Source organism: Pseudarthrobacter humi, assembly GCF_024294965.1.
Taxonomy (GTDB): Bacteria; Actinomycetota; Actinomycetes; order Actinomycetales; family Micrococcaceae; genus Arthrobacter; species Arthrobacter humi.
On the sequence record NZ_JANCLV010000009.1, the window covers coordinates 20,850 to 39,398 of the forward strand.

The following is an 18,549-nucleotide window of genomic DNA, read 5'->3' on the forward strand; positions in this document are numbered from 1 at the left end:
CTCGTCCTCCCCATTGTGGATAACCGCATGGGTGTCAGGGGGGGGTGGCCTAGGCTCGTCTGGTGCATTACATTTCCGGAAGAGCCGGTTGCCCATGACCGTCAGCTGGCGTGCCTACCGCCGTTCCCGCCGCCGCTCGAGGCAGGCCTGGGCCCTCCTGGCCGTGCTGGCACTGTCCGCAGCGGGCGCCGTGGTGTGGTTTTTCACCGCGGGCCAGTTCGCAGCGGCAGAACCGGCAATCGCCGGGCCCCGCGAGGCGCCTGTTTACGATGGGACCTGGATGAAACCCGTGGTCCCTGTGCATGCTGTACCGCAGGGGAGTGCCCTGGACGCCCTCGAGCGGCTTGCCGTCAAGGGACGGGCCCCCAAGGACAACTACCAGCGGGAGGCCTTCGGGCAGGCTTGGCTGGACGTGGACCGGAACGGCTGCGACACCCGCAACGACATCCTCCGCAGGGACCTCACCGCTGTGGGCTTCACGGAGGGGTCTAAATGCAAGGTAGTGTCAGGGTCCATCCATGAGCCGTACACGGGCAAAGCCGTGGAGTTCCGGCGTGGCCCGGAAAGCAGCAAGGAAATCCAGATCGATCACGTCGTGGCGCTCGGTGACGCGTGGCAGAAAGGCGCACAGGGGCTGACCGCGCAGCAGCGCCAGAGCCTGGCCAACGATCCGATAAACCTCATCGCCGCGGACGGTCCTGCAAATCAGCAGAAGAGCGCAAGCGACGCCGCCACCTGGCTGCCGAAGAACAAGAACATCCGCTGCCACTACGTGGCCCGCCAGATCTCGGTGAAGGTGTCCTATGGGCTGTGGGTCACGCAGCCGGAGAAGGATGCGATGAAGCGCGTCCTGGACTCCTGCCCGGACCAGCCAACGATTACCGCGAGGTAATGCGTCGGCTCAGTGGCCGAACGGGTCCGGATCCACGCCGGGCATCCACGTCAGGCCGGGCACACCCCAGCCGCTCTTCTTGGCCAGTTTCATGGCCTTTCGTGCATAGCGGTCAATCAGCCGGTTGACGTAGAGCTTTCCGTCGAGGTGGTCGTATTCGTGCTGGATAACCCGTGCGAACCATCCGGTCGCTTCAAACTCCACCGGGTGCCCATAGCCGTCAAATCCTTCCACCCGCGCCCACTCCGCACGCTTGAGCGGGTATGCGCCGCCGGGGAAGGAGAGGCAGCCCTCTTCCTCTTCCTCAGGGTCCGGCAGCGCGCCGGAGATCTTGGACAGGGTCAGTACCGGGTTTACCAGGACCCCGACGGGCGGAGCGCCGTCGTCATTGGCGTACTTGTACACAAAGATTCTTTTGCCCACACCGACCTGCGGCGCCGCCAGGCCCACGCCGTTGGCCGCCTCGTTGGTTTCAAACATGTCCGCGATCAGGGTGCGCAGTTCGTCGTCGAAAACCTCCACCTCGGCGGCGCGGCGGTGCAGCACCGGTTCACCCCAGACGGTGATTGGCAGAACTGTCATGTCAGGCGGCCCTTCGTGCGTGCGGCGTGGCGCCGGCGGTTATGCAAAAAAATGGAGGCCGTACCGGATATCCGGTACGGCCTCCAAATGGGCGGCTTTTACTGCCGCCCTATGAGGGTGAGCTACGGGGGTTGAACCCGCGACCTCCTGGACCACAACCAGGCGCTCTGCCAACTGAGCTAAGCCCACCATGTGCCCCACAGATTTCCCGGTGGTCCGGTGCTCTGGAAAGGCAACTCAAATAGCTTACCTGCTGTTTGAGGGTGCGTGCGCCACTTTTGGGGTTTTTGCGAAAATTTCCGCCAAACGTGGCGCAGATTACTCTTTCGGAATGCCTGCTGTGCCCGGCGAGGCAGTGATGCGCTGGGCGACTTCGCGGGCGGTGGCGCTGTCAGGCCCAGGAGCCGGAACGAAAACCGCCTCGCGGTAGTAGCGGAGCTCGTCGATGGAATCCTGGATGTCACCCAGGGCGCGGTGGCCGCCCTTCTTGGCGGGGGACTGGAAGTAGGCCCGGGCGAACCAGCGGCGGGAGAGTTCCTTAATGGTGCTCACGTCGATCACGCGGTAATGCAGGTGCTCCACAACGGCCGGCATGTCGCGGGATAGGAAGACGCGGTCGGTCCCCACGGAGTTGCCGCCCAGCGGTGCCTTGCGCGGGTCCGGCACCCACTTTTCGATGTATTCCATCACGGCGGCTTCGGCCTCGGCCATGGTCTTGCCGTGCGGCAGTTCCTTGAGCAGCCCGGACCGGGTGTGCATGTCCCTCACGAAGTCGTTCATCTGGGCGAGGGCAGCATCCTCAGGCTTGATCACCACGTCCACGCCGTCGCCGAGAATGTTGAGCTCTGAGTCCGTCACCAGCGCCGCCACCTCGATCAGGGCGTCGGTTTTGATGTCCAGGCCGGTCATTTCGCAGTCGATCCAGACGATGCGTTCGTTAGATATAGGCACCGGACCAGCCTACCGTTTAGCTCCGGCGCAACCGTCCGATGCTAGGATTTCGGGTACATGGGGGCGAGGATTTTGCCGCTGTGCTGTGCCTGCGCGCCCCGGCGGCCACCTCCGCCCGCGGGACTGAAGCGCCGAGTGTAAAGAGATTGGACGATCCTGAGATGACGGCGCCTGTGCCTGCAACGGGGGAGATGGCGGCCAGCGTGATCCCGGAGCCCGGTGCGGCAGAAGTGGATAACGCCAGGTCCCCCATCCTTGCCGGTCTTGTCGGCTCGGTCCTTATGGTGTTCGGATCCCTCGGCGTCGGCTGGCTGGCCCCCGTTTCCGAACTCCGCCGCGTACCGATCTTTATCTGGATGCGGACGGAGGCCATCGGCGTTGCCCTGGCCATCGTGCTGGTTGCGGTAGGCGGCATGCTCCTGGTCCGCTCCTGGCTGAGGCTCGGCCAGCGGGTCCGCGTATGGGGGCCGGCGGCGCGAAAGGCAACACTGCAGGCCATCGCAGCATGGGGCCTGCCGTTGATGTTCACCGTCCCGCTCTTCAGCCGCGACGTGTATGCCTACATTGGTCAGGGCAGGCTGATGGTGGAGGGGTTCAACCCCTACGAGAACGGCATCTCGGCGTTGTCCAACTATTTCCAGCTTGGCGCCGACAAACAGTGGACTGAAGCTCCCGTGCCGTACGGCCAGCTGTTTCTGTGGATCGAGCAGTTTGTGGTCTGGTCCACCAACGTCCAGCCCGAGGCCAGCGTGATGCTTTTCAGGCTCGTGGCGCTGTTTGGTGTGGTCCTCTGTGTCATCTACGTCCCCAAGCTGGCCGAGCTTCACGGCGTCAATCCGCACCGCGCCTTGTGGCTCACCGCGGCCAACCCCCTGTTCCTCACCAACTTCATCGCCAGCGTCCACAACGATGCCCTCATGATCGGGTTGGCCCTTGCCGGGCTGTACTACGCGGCCACCAGGCGCGTGGTGCTGGGCATAGTCCTCGTCACCCTTTCCATCGCCGTCAAGCCCATCACCATCGTTTTCCTGCCGTTCATCGGCCTGATCTGGGCAGGCAAGAACGCCGGCTGGCCGCGGAAATTCCTGTTCTGGGGACTGACCGGAGGGCTGAGCCTGGCCATTCTGTACGGACTGAGCCTCGTCAACGGGTTCGGCTTCGGCTGGATCAATGGGCTGTCCGCCCCTGGCAGCCTCTTCATTTGGTACGCGCCGGTGGGCTTGGTGGGGCTGGTGGTCGCTTCCGTTTCGAACGCCTTCGGCCTTGACGGGTGGACGCTCGCCGACTGGGTGTTCGACGCCGGAAAACTGCTTGCGGTTGGCATCGTCGCCTTCCAGATCTTCAGGGGCGAGCATGAACGGCTGATCCGCCGTCTCACCTTGGGTTTTGCGGCCATCGTGGTGCTGGCGCCGATGATCCAGGCCTGGTACGTGGTGTGGCTCATCCCGTTGTTCGCGGTGACAGGCATCCGCAATGACTGGCAGGTCAAGGCCCTGTATTTCATCGTGTCGTTCTTCATGATTTACGCCATTTCTGACCAGCTGGAGGTATTTCCCTACCTCCAGACCGAGGACCTGGGACTTGCCCTGGTGCTGGCCCGCTTCGCGGCGGCGATTACCGGCCTGCTTTTTGCCATGTACCTGATCTTCATGGATCCGGACACCAAGAGGCTGTTCCGGAAGTCGGCCGAACCGGTGACCGAACGCCCTGTTATCTAGTCTCCGCAGGCGCGGTTATCCGGCGCCGGTGATTCCCGCCGTCGTGCCCTGTTCCAGGTGCCGCAAGGCTTCCTTCCGGGACAGCGGACTCAACCGCGTGCCCTTTTCCACCACGAAATCGTGTACCCACTCCGGATCCGTTTTGGCGTATTCACGAAGCGCCCAGCCAATGGCCTTCCGGATAAAGAACTCCGGGTCCGCCAGGTTCGGCTCAATGACAGCCCGCAGCAGGTCCTGATCGGTGCTTGCCTTGGCCTTCAACTGCGAGGTGATGGCCGACCGCCTGATCCAGAAGTCCTGGTCTGTACTCCATGCCAGCAGGAGTTCGGTCATCATGGGCCGGTGGGCCTGAAGAAGCCCTCCGATACGCTGCGACACCCCATCCGCGTAATCCCACCACGCGCCGGTGCGGATGATCTCCTCATAGACAGGGAGCATCAGCTGGTCACGGGCCACCAACCGGAGGCTGGTCAGGTCAATGGCCGCATAGCGTTCCTCGCGTACTGTGGAGCCGCGCCAGAGTTCGAGCACCGTGGCCCGGAGCTCGCCTGCCGACGTCACGGGATGGACGGAAGCAGCGGCCAGCGCCAGCCGCCTGACTTCCGGGACCCTGACACCCAGCGACGGCAGAGTGGACTTCATATACGCCTGCGCGCCAGTGGCCCGCAGCGGGTCCGTCCGCTCCCGCAGCGCCGCGCGCACGGCATCCAGCAACTCGCGGTTCGGAGTCTCCGTGGCCGGAGCTTCCGTGACCGTTGCCTCCGTGTCCAGCGATTCGTCATTCGGCGACATTCGGTCCATGGTGCAACTTTAGCGAGGTGCCGGCGGCGTGTATGTCGGCGGGTCCATCCTCAGCCGGACGGCTCTAGAGTGGGACCAGACAAACTGCACGTTCCCGTGAACCGTGCCACCCGACGTCGGAGGTTCCCTGCATGTCCATGATCAAGACTCCCGAGCAGATTGCGCTCATGCGCGAAGCCGGGCGGGTGGTGGCCAATACGCTGGCGGCGGTGCGTGAGGCCGCCGGAGTGGGTGTCACCCTGCGTGACCTCGATGCGCTGGCCGCCGAGACGATTGCCACGGCGGGAGCCACACCGGCCTTCCTGGACTATCACCCGCGCTGGGCCGCAGTTCCGTTTCCCGGCGTGATCTGCACAAGTGTGAACGACGCCGTGGTCCACGGAATCCCCGACGGCTACAAACTCCAGGACGGTGACCTGCTCAGCGTGGATTGCGGGGCATTCCTGGAGGGCTGGTGCGGCGATGCCGCCGTCAGTTTCATTGTGGGAACACCCGATCCTGTGGACCAGGCCCTCATTGATGCTACGGATGCCGCCTTGGCCCGTGGGATCGAGGCAGCCCGGATCGGCAACAAAATGGGCGATCTTGCCTACGCGATCGGCGGCGCCGCGCGGCGGGCGGGCTACGGTCTGCTGGCTGACCACGGCGGCCACGGGATCGGCAGCACCATGCACGCCGAACCGCCGGTGCCCAACGATGGCAGGCCGGGGCGGGGGATCAAGCTCACCGAGGGGCTGGTCATCGCCATCGAGCCCATGCTGATCCTGGGCCGCAAGGACGACTACTACCAGGATGACGACGGATGGACGCTGCGTTCCGCCAACGGCCGCCGGGCTGCCCACAGCGAACACACAGTGGCCATCACTGCCGATGGCCCGCTGATCCTTACGCTCCCTTAGGTCCGGTGAGGCTCAGGCGCACCACGGCCCGCCCCGGGACGGCGCTGCTGACCACGGTGAACCCGGCGCGCAGGAAGAGGTTCAGCGTGCCGTGGTAAAGGTCCGCGGGTCCTGCTTTGGGCCGCTGCTCGCGGTCCACCGGGTAGCCTTCCACAACGTCGGCACCATTGAGCCGGGCATGCTCGACGGCGGCGCGCAGCAGCGCGGCTGCCACACCGCTCCGGCGGTGGCGGGCGGCGACCACAAAGCAGGTCACTGACCACACCCCGCCGGCCGCATCCGGTGAAGCTGTTTCGGAATCGGGCGGCCCTGGTTCCTCCGCTTGCCGAAGCATGCGGGAGCGAAGCACTCGGGGATAACAGGTCCGTGGCTCCACGGCACACCAGCCTGCGGGCTGACCGTCGACAAAGGCGAGGACGCCGGGGGCCGGGGAGCCGCCGTCGAACCTTTCCTTCAACTGTGCCTTGCGGGCGGCCGGCCCCAGCGCGGAGTACTCCGGACCGGTGAGGGCAAAGAAGCGGCACCAGCAGCGGGACGGCTCGCCGGGGCGGCTGAACAAGCGCTCGACGCCGTTCCACTGCGCCGCGGCCGTCGTCAGGCCGGGGGCGGGCCCATCCGTCATGCTGGTCAGGCCACCGACTCGGTGCTGCTCGGGTGTGCCACTTCGGTGCTGCGCCGGAGTATGACCTGGCCGGTTATCGGGGGCGATCCGGCATCATCGGCGGACGGGCCGGCTGCGCTGCTGGCGGCCTGCCGTCCGATCTCCTCCAGGGGAAGGTGCACCGTGGAGAGGGCCGGCCGGAAATCCCGCAGGGTCTCAATATCGTCGAAACCGGCAACGGCGGCGTCGCGCGGGATCCGCAGTCCCTGGGAGCGCAGCGCGGCAGCGGCCCCGATGGCCATAACATCGTTGACGGCAAAGATGCAGAGACGTTTTGCCTCGGTCCCGGGTTGGGACGCTGCGATCCGTGCAGCCAGGGCGAGGCCGGCCTCGAAGCCGCCCGCACGGGTGAAGTGCGTGCGGATGACGTCCGCGGCGGGCAGGCCGGCGCTGGCAAGGCCGCGCTGGAACCCGCGGATCCGGTCGTCGGAGGTGAACAGCCCTTCCGGGCCGCCGACGATCACGAAGTCTTCTTCCCGCGACGCGGCCAGTTCAGTTGCGAGCTGCGCGGCCAGCTCCTCATTGGGCACCCTCACCACGTGGTAGCCGTCCGCTGCCGCGGCGCCCACAATCCCGTGGCCGATCACGCCCACGTGGCCGCCGTTGCGGCAGTACCGGTCCAGTTCCGCAGCGAGTTCGGTGTTGCCGCCCAGGTCCTCGGCGCGGGAGGTCCGTGATCCTGCGATCACGATGGAATCGGCGCGGCGTGCGGCAAAGGCAGCCACGGCTTCCTTCTCACTGTCCGGAGCGCCCTCGGTGGTGGCCAGCAGCACCATCTTGTGCTGTTCCCTCGCGGCATCCTGGACGCCGCGGGCAATGGCTGCGAAGTACGGATCGGCAATGTCATGCACGATCAGCCCGATCAGCCCCGAACTGGACTTGGCCAGCCCCTGCGCCTGGGCGTTGGGAATGTAGCCGAGGGATTCGGCGGCCTGGCGCACCCGTTCCGCAATATCCTTCCCGGGTATCCGGGCGGAGCCGTTCAGCACGCGGGAGGCGGTGGCCGGCGACACGCCCGCCAGCCGGGCCACTTCGGTGAGGGTACTTGCAGCCACAACTTCTCCTGTTCGTCCAGACTTTCAGCGCCGTTAGCGCCGCTTTCAGTATGGCAGTTTGGGGATACTTTGGGAAAGCGCTTGCCAATCCGAAGGCGAGCAGTGCATGATGGAGGCAGTGGGAATGCGCTTTCCCAATATCCCTTGAGTAACACTGCTCACTCACCGTGGAGGACACATGGGCTTCGAAACAAAGACGATCCGTATCGCCATGAACGGCATTACCGGTCGGATGGGCTACCGCCAGCACCTGCTGCGTTCCATCCTTCCCATCCGCGACGCCGGGGGCTTCACGCTGGAGGACGGCACCAAGGTCCAGGTGGAGCCGATCCTGGTGGGCCGCAATGAAGCCAAGATCCGTGAGCTCGCCGAGCTCCACAAGGTGGCCGAATGGACCACGGACCTCGACTCCGTGATCAATGATCCTTCGGTGGACATCATCTTTGATGCCTCCATGACCAGCCTGCGTGCCGCCACGCTGAAGAAGGCCATGCTGGCCGGCAAGCACATCTTCACGGAGAAGCCCACGGCCGAATCTCTGCAGGAAGCCATCGAGCTGGCCCGCATCGGCAAGGAAGCCGGTGTCACGGCCGGCGTTGTGCACGACAAGCTGTACCTCCCCGGCCTGGTCAAGCTCCGCCGCCTGGTGGACGAAGGCTTCTTCGGCCGCATCCTCTCCATCCGCGGCGAATTCGGCTACTGGGTCTTCGAAGGCGACGTCCAGGCAGCACAGCGCCCGTCCTGGAACTACCGCAAGGAAGACGGCGGCGGCATGACCACGGACATGTTCTGCCACTGGAACTATGTCCTCGAAGGCATCATCGGGAAGGTCAAGAGCGTCAACGCCAAGACCGCCACCCACATCCCGGCCCGTTGGGACGAGGCGGGCAAGGAATACAAGGCCACCGCTGACGACGCCTCCTACGGCATCTTCGAACTCGAAACCCCGGCGGGCGAGCCGGTCATCGGCCAGATCAACTCCTCCTGGGCTGTCCGCGTCTACCGCGACGAGCTTGTGGAATTCCAGATCGACGGCACGCACGGTTCGGCCGTTGCCGGACTCAACAAGTGCGTCGCCCAGCAGCGTGCGCATACCCCCAAGCCCGTCTGGAACCCGGACCTGCCCGTCTCGGAATCCTTCCGCAGCCAGTGGCAGGAAGTCCCTGCCAACGCCGAGCTGGATAACGGCTTCAAGCTGCAGTGGGAAGAGTTCCTGCGCGATGTCGTAGCCGGCCGCGAGCACCGCTTCGGCCTGCTGTCCGCCGCCCGCGGCGTCCAGCTCGCCGAGCTTGGCCTGCAGTCCAACGACGAACGCCGCACCATCGACATCCCGGAGATCACGCTCTGATGACTTCCCTGATCCTTCCCACCCACGACGGCGGCACCCGCGAGTACCGCCTCCAGGGCGGCGTGTCGTGGGCCCGCCCTACCGCCCCGCTCACGTCGCGGCGTGCCTACGCGGCCGCGCACGTCGTTCCCGAGGTCCTGGCGGACAACACGCCAGGTGCCCCGGCAAGCCTCGACTGGGACGCCACCATGGCGTACCGGCACGAACTCTGGTCTTACGGGCTCGGTGTCGCCGATGCCATGGATACCGCACAGCGCGGCATGGGCCTGGACTGGGCCGCAACCCAGCAGCTCATCAAGCGCACCGGTGTGGAGGCCGCTTCGGTGGTCGGCGCCGGTGGCCCCGCCACCGCCGGCAAGACTGTGCGCGATCTCGTCTCGTGCGGCGCCGGCACCGACCAGCTGGACCTCGCCACACTGCCCACCGGCCACGCAGGACTCGCCGCCGTCCTGGACGCCTACCGCGAGCAGATCGCCGTCGTCAGTGAAGCCGGACCCAAGATCATCCTGATGGCTTCACGGGCGCTGGCTCGCGTGGCCAGCGGTCCGGACGACTACCTGCGCGTCTATTCGACGCTGCTGCAGGAAGTGGACCAGCCCGTCATCCTGCACTGGCTCGGAACCATGTTCGATCCCGCGCTGGCCGGATACTGGGGTTCGGATGACGTCGCTGCCGCGACCGAGACGTTCCTCTCGCTGATCCGCGAGCACGCCGACAAGGTGGACGGCGTGAAGGTTTCGCTGCTGGACGCTTCGCATGAGGTTGCCCTGCGCGCCGCCCTTCCGGAGGGCGTCCGCCTCTACACCGGGGACGACTTCAACTATCCGGAACTGATCGACGGGGACGGCAGCCACCACTCGGACGCGCTGCTGGGCATCTTCGCTGCGATCTACCCTGCCGCATCGGTTGCGCTGCAGAAGTACGACGCCGGCCAAGGTGCTGAAGGGCGCGCCATCCTGGACTCCACCCGTGAGCTCGGAAAGCACATCTTCAGCGCCCCCACGTTCTACTACAAGACCGGGATCGCCTTTATGTCCTGGCTCAACGGCAGGCAGCCCGGCTTCCAGATGGTGGGCGGCCTGCACTCCGGCCGCTCCGTCTGCCACTTGGCCAAGACCTTCGAACTGGCCGACCAGGCAGGGCTGCTGAAGGACCCGGCCCTCGCCGCGTTCCGGATGTCCGACTACCTGCGCATCAACGGGGTGGGAGTATGACATCCAATTCAGAACCGTCCCCTTTTTCGCGGCTTTCGATCAACAGCGCCACCACCAAGAAGTGGACCCTCGCACAGGTCGTCGACGGCTGCGCCAATGCCGGCATCCCGTCGATCGGCCCGTGGCGTGACCGCGTTCAAGAAGCAGGGCTGGACAAAGCCGCCAAGCTGATCAAGGATGCCGGCCTCCGTGTCTCCTCCCTGTGCCGCGGCGGCTTCCTGACAGCGCCCGACGCCGAGGGCCAGGCCGCCGCCCTGGCGGACAACCGCGCCGCGATCCTCGAGGCAGCGGCGCTGGACACCCGGGAACTCTTCCTGGTGGTCGGCGGACTGGCGCCGGGGGAGAAGGACGTGGTGGCTGCCCGCCAGCGCGTCGCCGACCGCCTCGCCGACCTTGTTCCGTTCGCCTCCGAGAACGGGATCCGGCTGGTGCTCGAACCCCTGCACCCGATGTACGCCGCTGACCGTGCCCTGATCTCCACCCTGGGACAGGCCCTGGACCTCGCGGCCCCGTTCGATACGAAGGATGTTGGCGTCGCCGTCGACACCTTCCACGTCTGGTGGGATCCGGAGCTGAAGGCGCAGATTGAACGCGCCGGCAGGGAAGACCGCATCGCTTCCTACCAGGTGTGCGACTTCAACATGCCCATCGCCGCGGATCCGCTGCTGTCGCGCGGATACATGGGCGACGGCGTCATAGACTTCGCCACCATCGGCACCTGGGTCCGGGACGCCGGGTACACCGGCGACATCGAAGTCGAAATCTTCAACCAGGAGATATGGGACACGGATGGCGATGTCGTCCTGTCCACGGTCAAGGAGCGCTACGCGGAACTCGTCCTGCCTTACGCCTGAGAAACGGTAATTTCACACAAGCCACAGTGAAAAACACCCCGGTCTGCTGACCGGGGTGTTTTTTGCTGACCGGGCGCATCTGTCAAGGACGTGCCAACTCATCATCTTGTGCCCCAGGAGGGAATCGAACCCCCGACCGGCGGATTAGAAGGCCGCTGCTCTATCCCCTGAGCTACTGGGGCACGTGGCGCCACGACCAGAGATCCGGCGCATCAAAAGTTTACATGGCCCCACGGTGCGGCGGCGTCACCTTGGCGCGCGGCCAGCACTTCTCCTCAACAGGACGGCTTCAGGCAGGGTTGTGCACATACGCGAAGTTGTCCCTCGCGGCGCGGGGCCGTCCCGCGCGAAGCTGGTTCTGCCGCTAAGGCGCTACCTTTCGAGACAGGACAAGATGATGACTGACTACCAAACGTTCCGAGGCTTCGTTGCTACGGATATCAAGACCTCCACAACTCCGGGCGGCGTTGGCACCGCCTCGTTCCGCCTCGGTTCAACGGCGCGGCGTTTTGACCGGGCCACCAGCACCTGGGTGGACAGCCACACCAACTGGTTCAACGTCCAGGGCTACCGTCAGCTGGCCGGGAACATGGCCTGCAGCATCAAAAAGGGCCAGTGCGTCATCGTCGTTGGCCGGCTCAAGCTGCGCAGCTGGGAGAAAGACGGCCGGGTCTACCATTCGGCCGAAATCGATGCGGATTCCGTAGGTCACGACCTCAAGCGTGGTTCGGCCAACTACATCCGTACCAGCGACACCGGACTGCACCTCGTCTCAGGCAACGGCGCGGCAGGGCAGGTGGCGTCAGCGGAAGGCAGCGGCGTCGGCCCCGCTGATCCTGACGAGGACGGCGGAGACCCGGAAGAAGGGGAGCATCCGGATGACGACGCTGCAGCGTTGGGGGTCTTCCACGAGGATGCTGACGGCAATCACATTCCGGTGGACGCTGAAACCGGCGAGCTCGCCGGAGCCACCGTCTGAAAGTGCTGGCGTTGGATACCGCACGGGACCCGGGCGGTCCCGGTGCCGGCAGTCCGCCCGCGCCGGGACCGTTCCGTCCCAGGCTGGGCCGCGTGGCAGAATGGCGGCATGAATCGCGCGACGGACAACCGGCAGGCAACCCCCATCACCAGCCGGACCACCCGTTCCCGTCGGCATGGGCCCTCTGCCGGACGGGCGCCCGCGGCGCTCGCCGGAAGCCTCCTGATGGTTCTTGCGCTTGCAGCCTGCGCCGGCGGCTCCTCAACAGGAGCGGGACAGGGCGCTGCCACCCCCGGCGAAATGGCCGCCCCCTCGGCAGTGGCCGCTCCGACGGAACTGGCCACGGCGGGCTCCACCCGGCCGGCCGCCACGTCCCCGGCGGAGGATCCGGCCATCGTCGCGATGAAACAGACTGTGACGGATGCGCTGGGGAAGCTGGCGGCGGGGACACCAAAGCCAGCCACAGCCCAGGTGACCGATGCCCTGAGCGGCGCCGGGGTTTCCCCGCCGGCGCTCGAAGTATCGGCGAGCCGGACTCCTACCGGGCTGGAAGCTGATGCCATTGAGGCCGCTGTGTTGCAGGGCACCGACTGCGTGGTGGGACAGGTCCGCGACGGCAAGGTCACAGTTATCGTTCTGCCGGTCCTGGCCAGCGGCAGGTGTTTCGTGGGAGCAGCTGCCTGACGCCTCGAATGTGAGTTAAGCCCGCCAACCCACTAGATTTGGAACCATGGCGGAATTTATCTACACAATGACCAATGCCCGCAAGGCAGTTGGCGAAAAACTCATTCTTGACAACGTAAGCATGTCGTTCTTCCCGGGCGCCAAAATCGGTGTTGTTGGCCCGAACGGTGCCGGTAAGTCCACCATCCTGAAGATCATGGCCGGACTGGACATCCCCTCCAACGGTGAGGCCCGGCTCAGCCCTGGCTACACCGTGGGGATCCTGTTGCAGGAACCGCCACTGAACGAGGAAAAGACTGTCCTGGGCAACGTCCAGGAAGGCGTTGGCGAGATCTACGGCAAGATCCAGCGCTTCAACGAGATCTCCGAGGAAATGGCCAGCCCCGACGCTGACTTCGACGTCCTGCTCGAAGAAATGGGTCAGCTGCAGGAAGCCATTGACGCTGCTGAGGCCTGGGATCTCGACTCCCAGCTCGAGCAGGCCATGGACGCCCTCCGCTGCCCGCCCGCGGACGCCGACGTGACACTGCTCTCCGGCGGTGAGCGCCGCCGCGTGGCCCTCTGCAAGCTCCTGCTGCAGAAGCCCGACCTCCTGCTCCTGGACGAGCCCACCAACCACCTCGACGCCGAGAGCGTGCTGTGGCTGGAACAGCACCTCTCCAGCTACGCCGGCGCAGTCCTGGCCGTCACCCACGACCGGTACTTCCTTGACCACGTCGCGGAATGGATCGCCGAGGTTGACCGCGGCCACCTGTACCCCTACGAAGGCAACTACTCCACGTACCTGGAGAAAAAGCGCGCCCGCCTGGAAGTCCAGGGCAAAAAGGACGCCAAGCAGGCCAAGCGCCTCACCGAGGAACTCGAGTGGGTACGCTCCAACGCCAAGGGCCGCCAGACCAAGTCCAAAGCCCGTCTGGCCCGCTACGAGGAGATGGCAGCCGAGGCTGACCGTACGCGCAAGCTGGACTTCGAAGAGATCCAGATCCCGCCGGGCCCGCGCCTGGGCGGGCTGGTCCTGGAAGCCAGGAACCTGCAGAAGGGCTTCGACGACCGCACCCTGATCGACGGACTGTCCTTCACGCTTCCCCGCAACGGCATCGTCGGCGTCATCGGCCCCAACGGCGTGGGCAAGTCCACGCTGTTCAAAACCATCATTGGCCTGGAGCCGCTCGATGGCGGCGAGCTGAAGATCGGCGATTCGGTCAAGATCTCCTACGCGGACCAGAGCCGGGGCGGCATCGACCCGAACAAGACCCTGTGGGAAGTTGTTTCGGACGGCCTCGATTACATCCAGGTGGGCCAGGTCGAAATGCCGTCCCGCGCCTACGTTGCCGCGTTCGGCTTCAAGGGTCCGGACCAGCAGAAGAAGGCCGGGGTGCTCTCCGGTGGTGAGCGCAACCGGCTCAACCTTGCACTGACGCTCAAACAGGGCGGTAACCTGCTGCTCCTTGACGAACCCACTAACGACCTCGACGTCGAAACCCTCAGCAGCCTTGAAAACGCGCTGCTGGAGTTCCCCGGCTGCGCCGTGGTGGTATCGCACGACCGCTGGTTCCTGGACCGGGTGGCCACACACATCCTGGCCTACGAAGGCGACGAGGAAAACCCCGCCAAGTGGTACTGGTTCGAGGGCAACTTCGAATCCTACGAGGAGAACAAGGTCGAGCGGCTCGGACCCGATGCGGCCAAGCCGCACCGCGTGACGCACCGCCGCCTCACCCGCGACTGATCGCAAAGAAGGCCGGCACCCCCTCAGGGGTGCCGGCCTTTCTGCTGCCTGCCGGAAGCCAGCCAGCCAGCCAGCTCCGCCAGCCGGCTCAGCCTTAGTTCCGCCCGGCCTTGCGGATCTGGTGCTCCAGGATTTTGGACTGGAACGCGCCAACTACTTTGTTTTTCAGGTCGGTGGGAACCCGGACCATGCCCTCCTGCGCCACCGAGGCGACGTGCTGCCCGGCCCGGTTGAAGATTTTTCCCGTGGCGAGTCCGCGGGCTCCCTGGGCGCTGGGGGATTCCTGGACATAAAGCAGCCATTCGTCCACCCGGGCGGGACGGTGCCACCACATGGCGTGGTCGAGGCTGGCGACACTCATGCCGGGCGTGATCCAGCTCAGCCCGTGGCGGCGCAGGATGGATTCCAGCAGCGTGTAGTCGCTGGCGTAGGCCAGGGCGGCCCGGTGCAGGTTTGAATCATCGGGCATGGGCCCGAACGTCTTCATCCAGACGGCGTTCCGGGCCTCCTTCTTGCCTTTGGCTGAAACGTAGAGCGGCGGGTCGACGTGCCGGATATCAAAGGGCCGCTCGTAAGCCCAATGCTGGGCGATGGGGTGATCGAACTTGCCCAGCAGGTCGGCCGTGCTCGGCAGCGACTCAGGATCGGGAATGCCGGCGGGCATCTTGGATTCATGGTCGAGGCCTTCGTCCAGGTCCTGGAAAGACGCGATCATCGAAAGGATGGGCACGCCTTCCTGGTAGGCGTGAACCCGCCGGGCGGAAAAGGACCGGCCGTCACGCAGGCGCTGTACACCGAACGTGATGGGCTTGTTGGCGTCTCCAGGCCGGAGGAAGTAGCCATGCATGGAGTGGACAAACCGTTCCGGGTCCACCGTCCGCATGGAAGCGATCAGCGACTGGGCCAGCACCTGGCCGCCGAACACGCGCTGCCGGGGCTGCTGCTGTGATGGGCCGAGGAAAATGTCCTCATCGGTCCGGGCGCCTTCAAGCTCACCGAGGTTAAGGAGTTGGATGAGCGTTTCGGTGGGGTCGCCGCTGGGTGGCGCCAGCAGTCCGGTTTCGGCTTCAGTCATGGATCGACTCTAGACGCCGCCCCGTCGCTGCTCAACCAAGCTTCAGCCGGTAGTGTTCTTAGTGTGACTGACCTACTAACGAAGTCCTTCCGGTTCGCCGACCCGCGTGATCTCGCCGATCTGCGAACATTCACCACACGTGCCAGGACGGTCGACGACGGCGCCATCCGGCTTCAGGCCGCAGGTTCCGTTCTCGCGGCCTACGTGTGCATTCTGCGGCCCCGCCTGCTGGGCGAATCCACGCCCACCATCCTGGGCCTGCGGACCATGGCGCTGGCGGAACCTTCCGCGATTGACGTGACGGTGCCGCTCTCAGCCGTCCTTGACCGGCTTGCCAGGGCAGGGGAGGACGACGTCGAGCTGCCGGTGCCGCCGTCCACCGTCACCGAATCGTGGACAGGCGTCGGCGCGCCGCGCAGCGGCTGGGAGCTGGTGGGTGCGTTGCCGGATGCCGAACTCCGGCGCGCGGCCGAAGCCGGCATCACCGAAGTGGCGGGCATCATGCCTGCCCAGCCGGGGGCGCTGATCGTCAACAACGCACGCGCCGCTGTGTGGGGCCGGGCCCTTGATGACTCCGGCCTTCCGGCAGGAGCCGCCTTCGCGGCCCTCACCCTGGGATTCCTCGCAGACGCGGACCAGAAGCTGTACCGGGCCGGCCGTTGGTTCCGCCTCAGCGGTCCACGCGGCCACGTCCTGGCGCGCACCGGCAGCGGCCTCTAAGCCCGGCCAGCCGCCGTCGTACGCGCCCGTACGCTAAGCCCATGGGCCGCGTCAGGCCTCCGACGGGCTGTTCACCATGGACAGCGCGGCGCGTTCCATGTAGTCCCAGAGGGTTCCCTCGTACAAGGGTGGCAGTTCCAGGGCATCGACAGCGGTCCGCATGTGGAACAGCCAGCGGTCCTTGGCCTCCGGCGTGACCCGGAACGGTATGTGGCGCATCCGCAGGCGCGGGTGGCCGCGTTCCTCGCCGTACGTGGTGGGGCCGCCCCAGTACTGCTCCAGGAACATCAGGAACCGCCGCTTGGCCGGTTCGAGGTCCTCCTCCGGGTACATCGGGCGCAACAGCGGGTCCGTGGCGACGCCGTCGTAAAAGACATCGATCAGCTTGACGAACGTCCCGTGTCCGCCCACGGCGTCATAGAAGTTCTCCGTGTAGCCGGGCTGGCTGAAGGGATCGTTCTGCATAAGCTGGCGTGGCGGCTGCGGCTCGGCGGGTATGGTCATGTCTCTATTCTCCGGCTTTCTGGTCAGTCTTTTTAGTCTCGGTGTTGCTGGCCGGCTCGTGCAGTGCGGCTTCGGGGCCCGCAGCTGGTGCGTCCGGCACTGGCACGTAGTTGCCCTGCGAACGGTTGCCGACGCGAAGGATCTCGCCGTTACGGAGGTACCAGATGGCGCCATCCTCCGAGCGGACCCGGGTGATGCGCAGCCCCATGGACTCCACCACACCCACTACTTCACTGGTTTCGATGACGTCGCCGATCCCGTACTGGTCCTCGATGGTGATGAAGATCCCGGCGAGGAAGTCACGGATCAGCTGCTGGGCGCCAAAACCGATGGCGATACCCAGGATTCCCACGCTGGTCAGCAGCGGGGCGATGTTGATGTCCAGGTTCTGCAGCACATACATGATGGTGATCACGGCCACCAGCACGCCCACGATGCTGTTGAGCAGGGAACCGATGGTTTCCGCCCGCTGCACGCGGCGTTCATGGTCCAGTGCCCGCAGCGCCGGAGCGACCCACTTGAAATGCGGTTTTTTGAAGAAATTGGTACCCGCAGCCACGCGCTTGGTGATCCGCGAAATCACGAACGTCGCCACCAGCCACACGGCGATTCCGACGCCAAGGCTGATCGCGATGCCTGTGATGCTGACGCCGTTGGGCTGCGAGGTGAGGGGCGGCGGTGTAAGCGACATCGTGCTGAACATAGAGGCAAAACTCCTTGGGGGTCACCGGCGGCGGCCGGGGATGACGTCGGGCCCATGCACAGGTTCGCCCGCGGCATAAGGCTCTATTCTCTTTCAACCCTAGCGCCGTAGCGTGGCCCCATGCGCATCCTCATTCTGGGCGGAACCGCCTTTCTCTCGTCCGAAATCGCCCGGCAGGCCGTTTCCGCAGGTCACACTGTCACCTGTCTGGCCCGCGGATCCGTGACGAAACCGCCGGCCGGTGTCCGGTGGGTAAAAGCGGACCGTTCACTCGGCGCGAACAGCTACGCCCAGGTGGCAGGGGAGTGGGATGCGGTCATTGACGTGGCCCGAGATCCTGTCCTGGCCAAGGGGGCGCTGGCCGTCCTGGCCCACCGGACCGCCCACTGGACGTTTGTGTCCAGCTGCTCCGTCTATGCGGACGCTTCGACGCCGGGAGCGGCCGAGGACGCCGCACTCCTGCCCGCCTTGCCGGCCGGCACGGAATCCACCCCGGAGAACTACGGGGAATCCAAGTCAGCGATTGAACAGGCCACCCTGGAGGCGGCGGGGGACAGGGCCCACCTTTGCCGCGCCGGCCTGATCAGCGGCCCCGGCGACGGGACGGACCGGTATGGGTACTGGCCTGCAAGGTTTGCCCGGGACAACGGCCCGGCCGTGGTCCCGGCCATCTCCGGCCACGCCACGCAAGTGATTGACGTGCGGGACCTCGCGGCCTGGGTCCTCGATGCTGCCCAGCGCGGGGTTACAGGGCCGCTGAACGCAGTGGGGGAGCACGTGCCCTTTGGCGAGTACATCGAGGCGGCCAAAACTGTGGCTGGGTACGAAGGCAAGGCCCTCGATGCCCCGGAGGATTGGCTCCTGGAACAGGGAGTCGACTACTGGGCCGGACCGGACTCTGTCCCGCTGTGGCTGCCGCCGGGCCACGAGGGGTTCTGCAACCGCAGGAACCATGCTGCCAGGGCCGCCGGGTTGGCGATAAGGCCGTGGCAGGAAACGCTGGCCGCCACGCTTGAGGACGAACGCCGCCGCGGCCTGGACCGCCCCCGGAAGGCCGGGCTCACGCCAGCCACCGAAGCCCGGCTGGCAGAGGAGCTTGTTCGAAGCCGGTGAGTCCCGCCCCCACCCAACTAAGTGGCGCCGCACCGAAGTAGGTAGCGGCACATGTCGTTATGAGCGC

At 65.7% G+C, this 18,549-nt stretch carries 19 protein-coding genes and 2 tRNA genes; 11 read left to right on the plus strand and 10 right to left on the minus strand.

Features of this window, described 5'->3' with window-relative positions; all coding sequences use genetic code 11:
* Positions 1 to 94: 94 nt before the first annotated feature.
* Positions 95 to 892: an HNH endonuclease family protein gene (locus NFC73_RS13570; RefSeq protein ID WP_254751020.1), complete on the plus strand. Its 798-nt coding sequence runs from the start codon at positions 95 to 97 to the stop codon at positions 890 to 892.
* A 9-nt stretch (positions 893 to 901) separates the two neighbouring features.
* Here NFC73_RS13570 and def read toward each other — a convergent pair whose 3' ends face one another.
* The 3 genes from def to orn form a co-directional block, all read right to left on the minus strand.
* On the minus strand, positions 902 to 1,474 hold the full coding sequence (gene def / locus NFC73_RS13575; RefSeq protein ID WP_254751022.1) for a peptide deformylase: 573 nt from the start codon (positions 1,472 to 1,474) through the stop codon (positions 902 to 904).
* A 116-nt stretch (positions 1,475 to 1,590) separates the two neighbouring features.
* Positions 1,591 to 1,663: transfer RNA gene (locus NFC73_RS13580), tRNA-His, on the minus strand.
* Positions 1,664 to 1,792: 129 nt separating this feature from the next.
* The gene (orn, locus tag NFC73_RS13585) at positions 1,793 to 2,425 is read right to left on the minus strand and encodes an oligoribonuclease (protein ID WP_308292686.1); all 633 of its coding nucleotides are present in this window, start codon (positions 2,423 to 2,425) and stop codon (positions 1,793 to 1,795) included.
* A gap of 161 nt (positions 2,426 to 2,586) precedes the next feature.
* Between orn and mptB the strand changes: the two genes are divergently transcribed.
* On the plus strand, positions 2,587 to 4,143 hold the full coding sequence (mptB, locus tag NFC73_RS13590; protein ID WP_254751024.1) for a polyprenol phosphomannose-dependent alpha 1,6 mannosyltransferase MptB: 1,557 nt from the start codon (positions 2,587 to 2,589) through the stop codon (positions 4,141 to 4,143).
* Positions 4,144 to 4,158: 15 nt separating this feature from the next.
* Here the strand turns inward: mptB and NFC73_RS13595 are convergent, their stop codons facing one another.
* Positions 4,159 to 4,935: a DNA alkylation repair protein gene (locus NFC73_RS13595; RefSeq protein ID WP_372494656.1), complete on the minus strand. Its 777-nt coding sequence runs from the start codon at positions 4,933 to 4,935 to the stop codon at positions 4,159 to 4,161.
* Between the two features lie 140 nt (positions 4,936 to 5,075).
* On the opposite strand from NFC73_RS13595, the gene map reads away from it, so the two are divergent.
* A complete protein-coding gene (gene map / locus NFC73_RS13600) occupies positions 5,076 to 5,843 on the plus strand; it encodes a type I methionyl aminopeptidase (protein WP_254751028.1) in 768 nt (255 codons plus the stop codon).
* On the opposite strand, the gene NFC73_RS13605 is transcribed toward map, so the two are convergent.
* Both NFC73_RS13605 and NFC73_RS13610 read right to left on the minus strand, forming a co-directional pair.
* On the minus strand, positions 5,830 to 6,465 hold the full coding sequence (locus NFC73_RS13605; protein ID WP_254751030.1) for a GNAT family N-acetyltransferase: 636 nt from the start codon (positions 6,463 to 6,465) through the stop codon (positions 5,830 to 5,832). The genes map and NFC73_RS13605 overlap by 14 nt on opposite strands.
* Before the next feature lie 5 nt (positions 6,466 to 6,470).
* The gene (locus NFC73_RS13610) at positions 6,471 to 7,559 is read right to left on the minus strand and encodes a LacI family DNA-binding transcriptional regulator (protein WP_254751032.1); all 1,089 of its coding nucleotides are present in this window, start codon (positions 7,557 to 7,559) and stop codon (positions 6,471 to 6,473) included.
* 178 nt (positions 7,560 to 7,737) lie between these two features.
* Between NFC73_RS13610 and NFC73_RS13615 the strand changes: the two genes are divergently transcribed.
* From NFC73_RS13615 to NFC73_RS13625, 3 genes are read left to right on the plus strand one after another with little or no spacing between them, the layout of a single operon-like run.
* The gene (locus NFC73_RS13615; protein WP_254751034.1) at positions 7,738 to 8,907 is read left to right on the plus strand and encodes a Gfo/Idh/MocA family protein; all 1,170 of its coding nucleotides are present in this window, start codon (positions 7,738 to 7,740) and stop codon (positions 8,905 to 8,907) included.
* A complete protein-coding gene (locus NFC73_RS13620) occupies positions 8,907 to 10,121 on the plus strand; it encodes a dihydrodipicolinate synthase family protein (protein WP_254751036.1) in 1,215 nt (404 codons plus the stop codon). Before NFC73_RS13615 ends, NFC73_RS13620 begins: the two co-directional genes overlap by 1 nt.
* The gene (locus NFC73_RS13625) at positions 10,118 to 10,975 is read left to right on the plus strand and encodes a sugar phosphate isomerase/epimerase family protein (protein WP_254751038.1); all 858 of its coding nucleotides are present in this window, start codon (positions 10,118 to 10,120) and stop codon (positions 10,973 to 10,975) included. The genes NFC73_RS13620 and NFC73_RS13625 overlap by 4 nt, the downstream gene beginning before the upstream one ends.
* Positions 10,976 to 11,084: 109 nt before the next feature.
* On the opposite strand, the gene NFC73_RS13630 is transcribed toward NFC73_RS13625, so the two are convergent.
* Positions 11,085 to 11,157, minus strand: a tRNA-Arg gene (locus tag NFC73_RS13630).
* Between the two features lie 215 nt (positions 11,158 to 11,372).
* Between NFC73_RS13630 and NFC73_RS13635 the strand changes: the two genes are divergently transcribed.
* The 3 genes from NFC73_RS13635 to ettA all read left to right on the plus strand — a co-directional run bounded on the left by NFC73_RS13635 (position 11,373) and on the right by ettA (position 14,367).
* Positions 11,373 to 11,954: a single-stranded DNA-binding protein gene (locus NFC73_RS13635; RefSeq protein WP_254751040.1), complete on the plus strand. Its 582-nt coding sequence runs from the start codon at positions 11,373 to 11,375 to the stop codon at positions 11,952 to 11,954.
* Positions 11,955 to 12,062: 108 nt separating this feature from the next.
* Positions 12,063 to 12,638 carry a DUF6993 domain-containing protein gene (locus tag NFC73_RS13640; RefSeq protein WP_254751042.1) on the plus strand — a complete coding sequence of 192 codons (576 nt, stop codon included), beginning with the start codon at positions 12,063 to 12,065 and terminating at the stop codon, positions 12,636 to 12,638.
* Between the two features lie 46 nt (positions 12,639 to 12,684).
* Positions 12,685 to 14,367: an energy-dependent translational throttle protein EttA gene (ettA, locus tag NFC73_RS13645; RefSeq protein ID WP_058932192.1), complete on the plus strand. Its 1,683-nt coding sequence runs from the start codon at positions 12,685 to 12,687 to the stop codon at positions 14,365 to 14,367.
* Between the two features lie 94 nt (positions 14,368 to 14,461).
* Here the strand turns inward: ettA and NFC73_RS13650 are convergent, their stop codons facing one another.
* Positions 14,462 to 15,442 carry an acyl-CoA thioesterase gene (locus NFC73_RS13650; protein ID WP_254751044.1) on the minus strand — a complete coding sequence of 327 codons (981 nt, stop codon included), beginning with the start codon at positions 15,440 to 15,442 and terminating at the stop codon, positions 14,462 to 14,464.
* 63 nt (positions 15,443 to 15,505) lie between these two features.
* On the opposite strand from NFC73_RS13650, the gene NFC73_RS13655 reads away from it, so the two are divergent.
* Positions 15,506 to 16,162 (plus strand): DUF8185 domain-containing protein, encoded by a 657-nt coding sequence (locus NFC73_RS13655; RefSeq protein ID WP_254751046.1) that lies wholly within the window; start codon positions 15,506 to 15,508, stop codon positions 16,160 to 16,162.
* Positions 16,163 to 16,213: 51 nt separating this feature from the next.
* On the opposite strand, the gene NFC73_RS13660 is transcribed toward NFC73_RS13655, so the two are convergent.
* Positions 16,214 to 16,666, minus strand: coding sequence for a globin (locus tag NFC73_RS13660; protein WP_305884513.1), 453 nt, complete (start codon positions 16,664 to 16,666; stop codon positions 16,214 to 16,216).
* Between the two features lie 4 nt (positions 16,667 to 16,670).
* Positions 16,671 to 17,369 (minus strand): mechanosensitive ion channel family protein, encoded by a 699-nt coding sequence (locus tag NFC73_RS13665; RefSeq protein ID WP_254751048.1) that lies wholly within the window; start codon positions 17,367 to 17,369, stop codon positions 16,671 to 16,673.
* Positions 17,370 to 17,489: 120 nt separating this feature from the next.
* Here NFC73_RS13665 and NFC73_RS13670 point away from each other — a divergent pair, with 120 nt between their 5' ends.
* Positions 17,490 to 18,482, plus strand: a complete 993-nt coding sequence (locus tag NFC73_RS13670; RefSeq protein ID WP_254751050.1) for a Rossmann-fold NAD(P)-binding domain-containing protein — start codon at positions 17,490 to 17,492, stop codon at positions 18,480 to 18,482.
* The last annotated feature ends 67 nt before the right edge of the window (positions 18,483 to 18,549 follow it).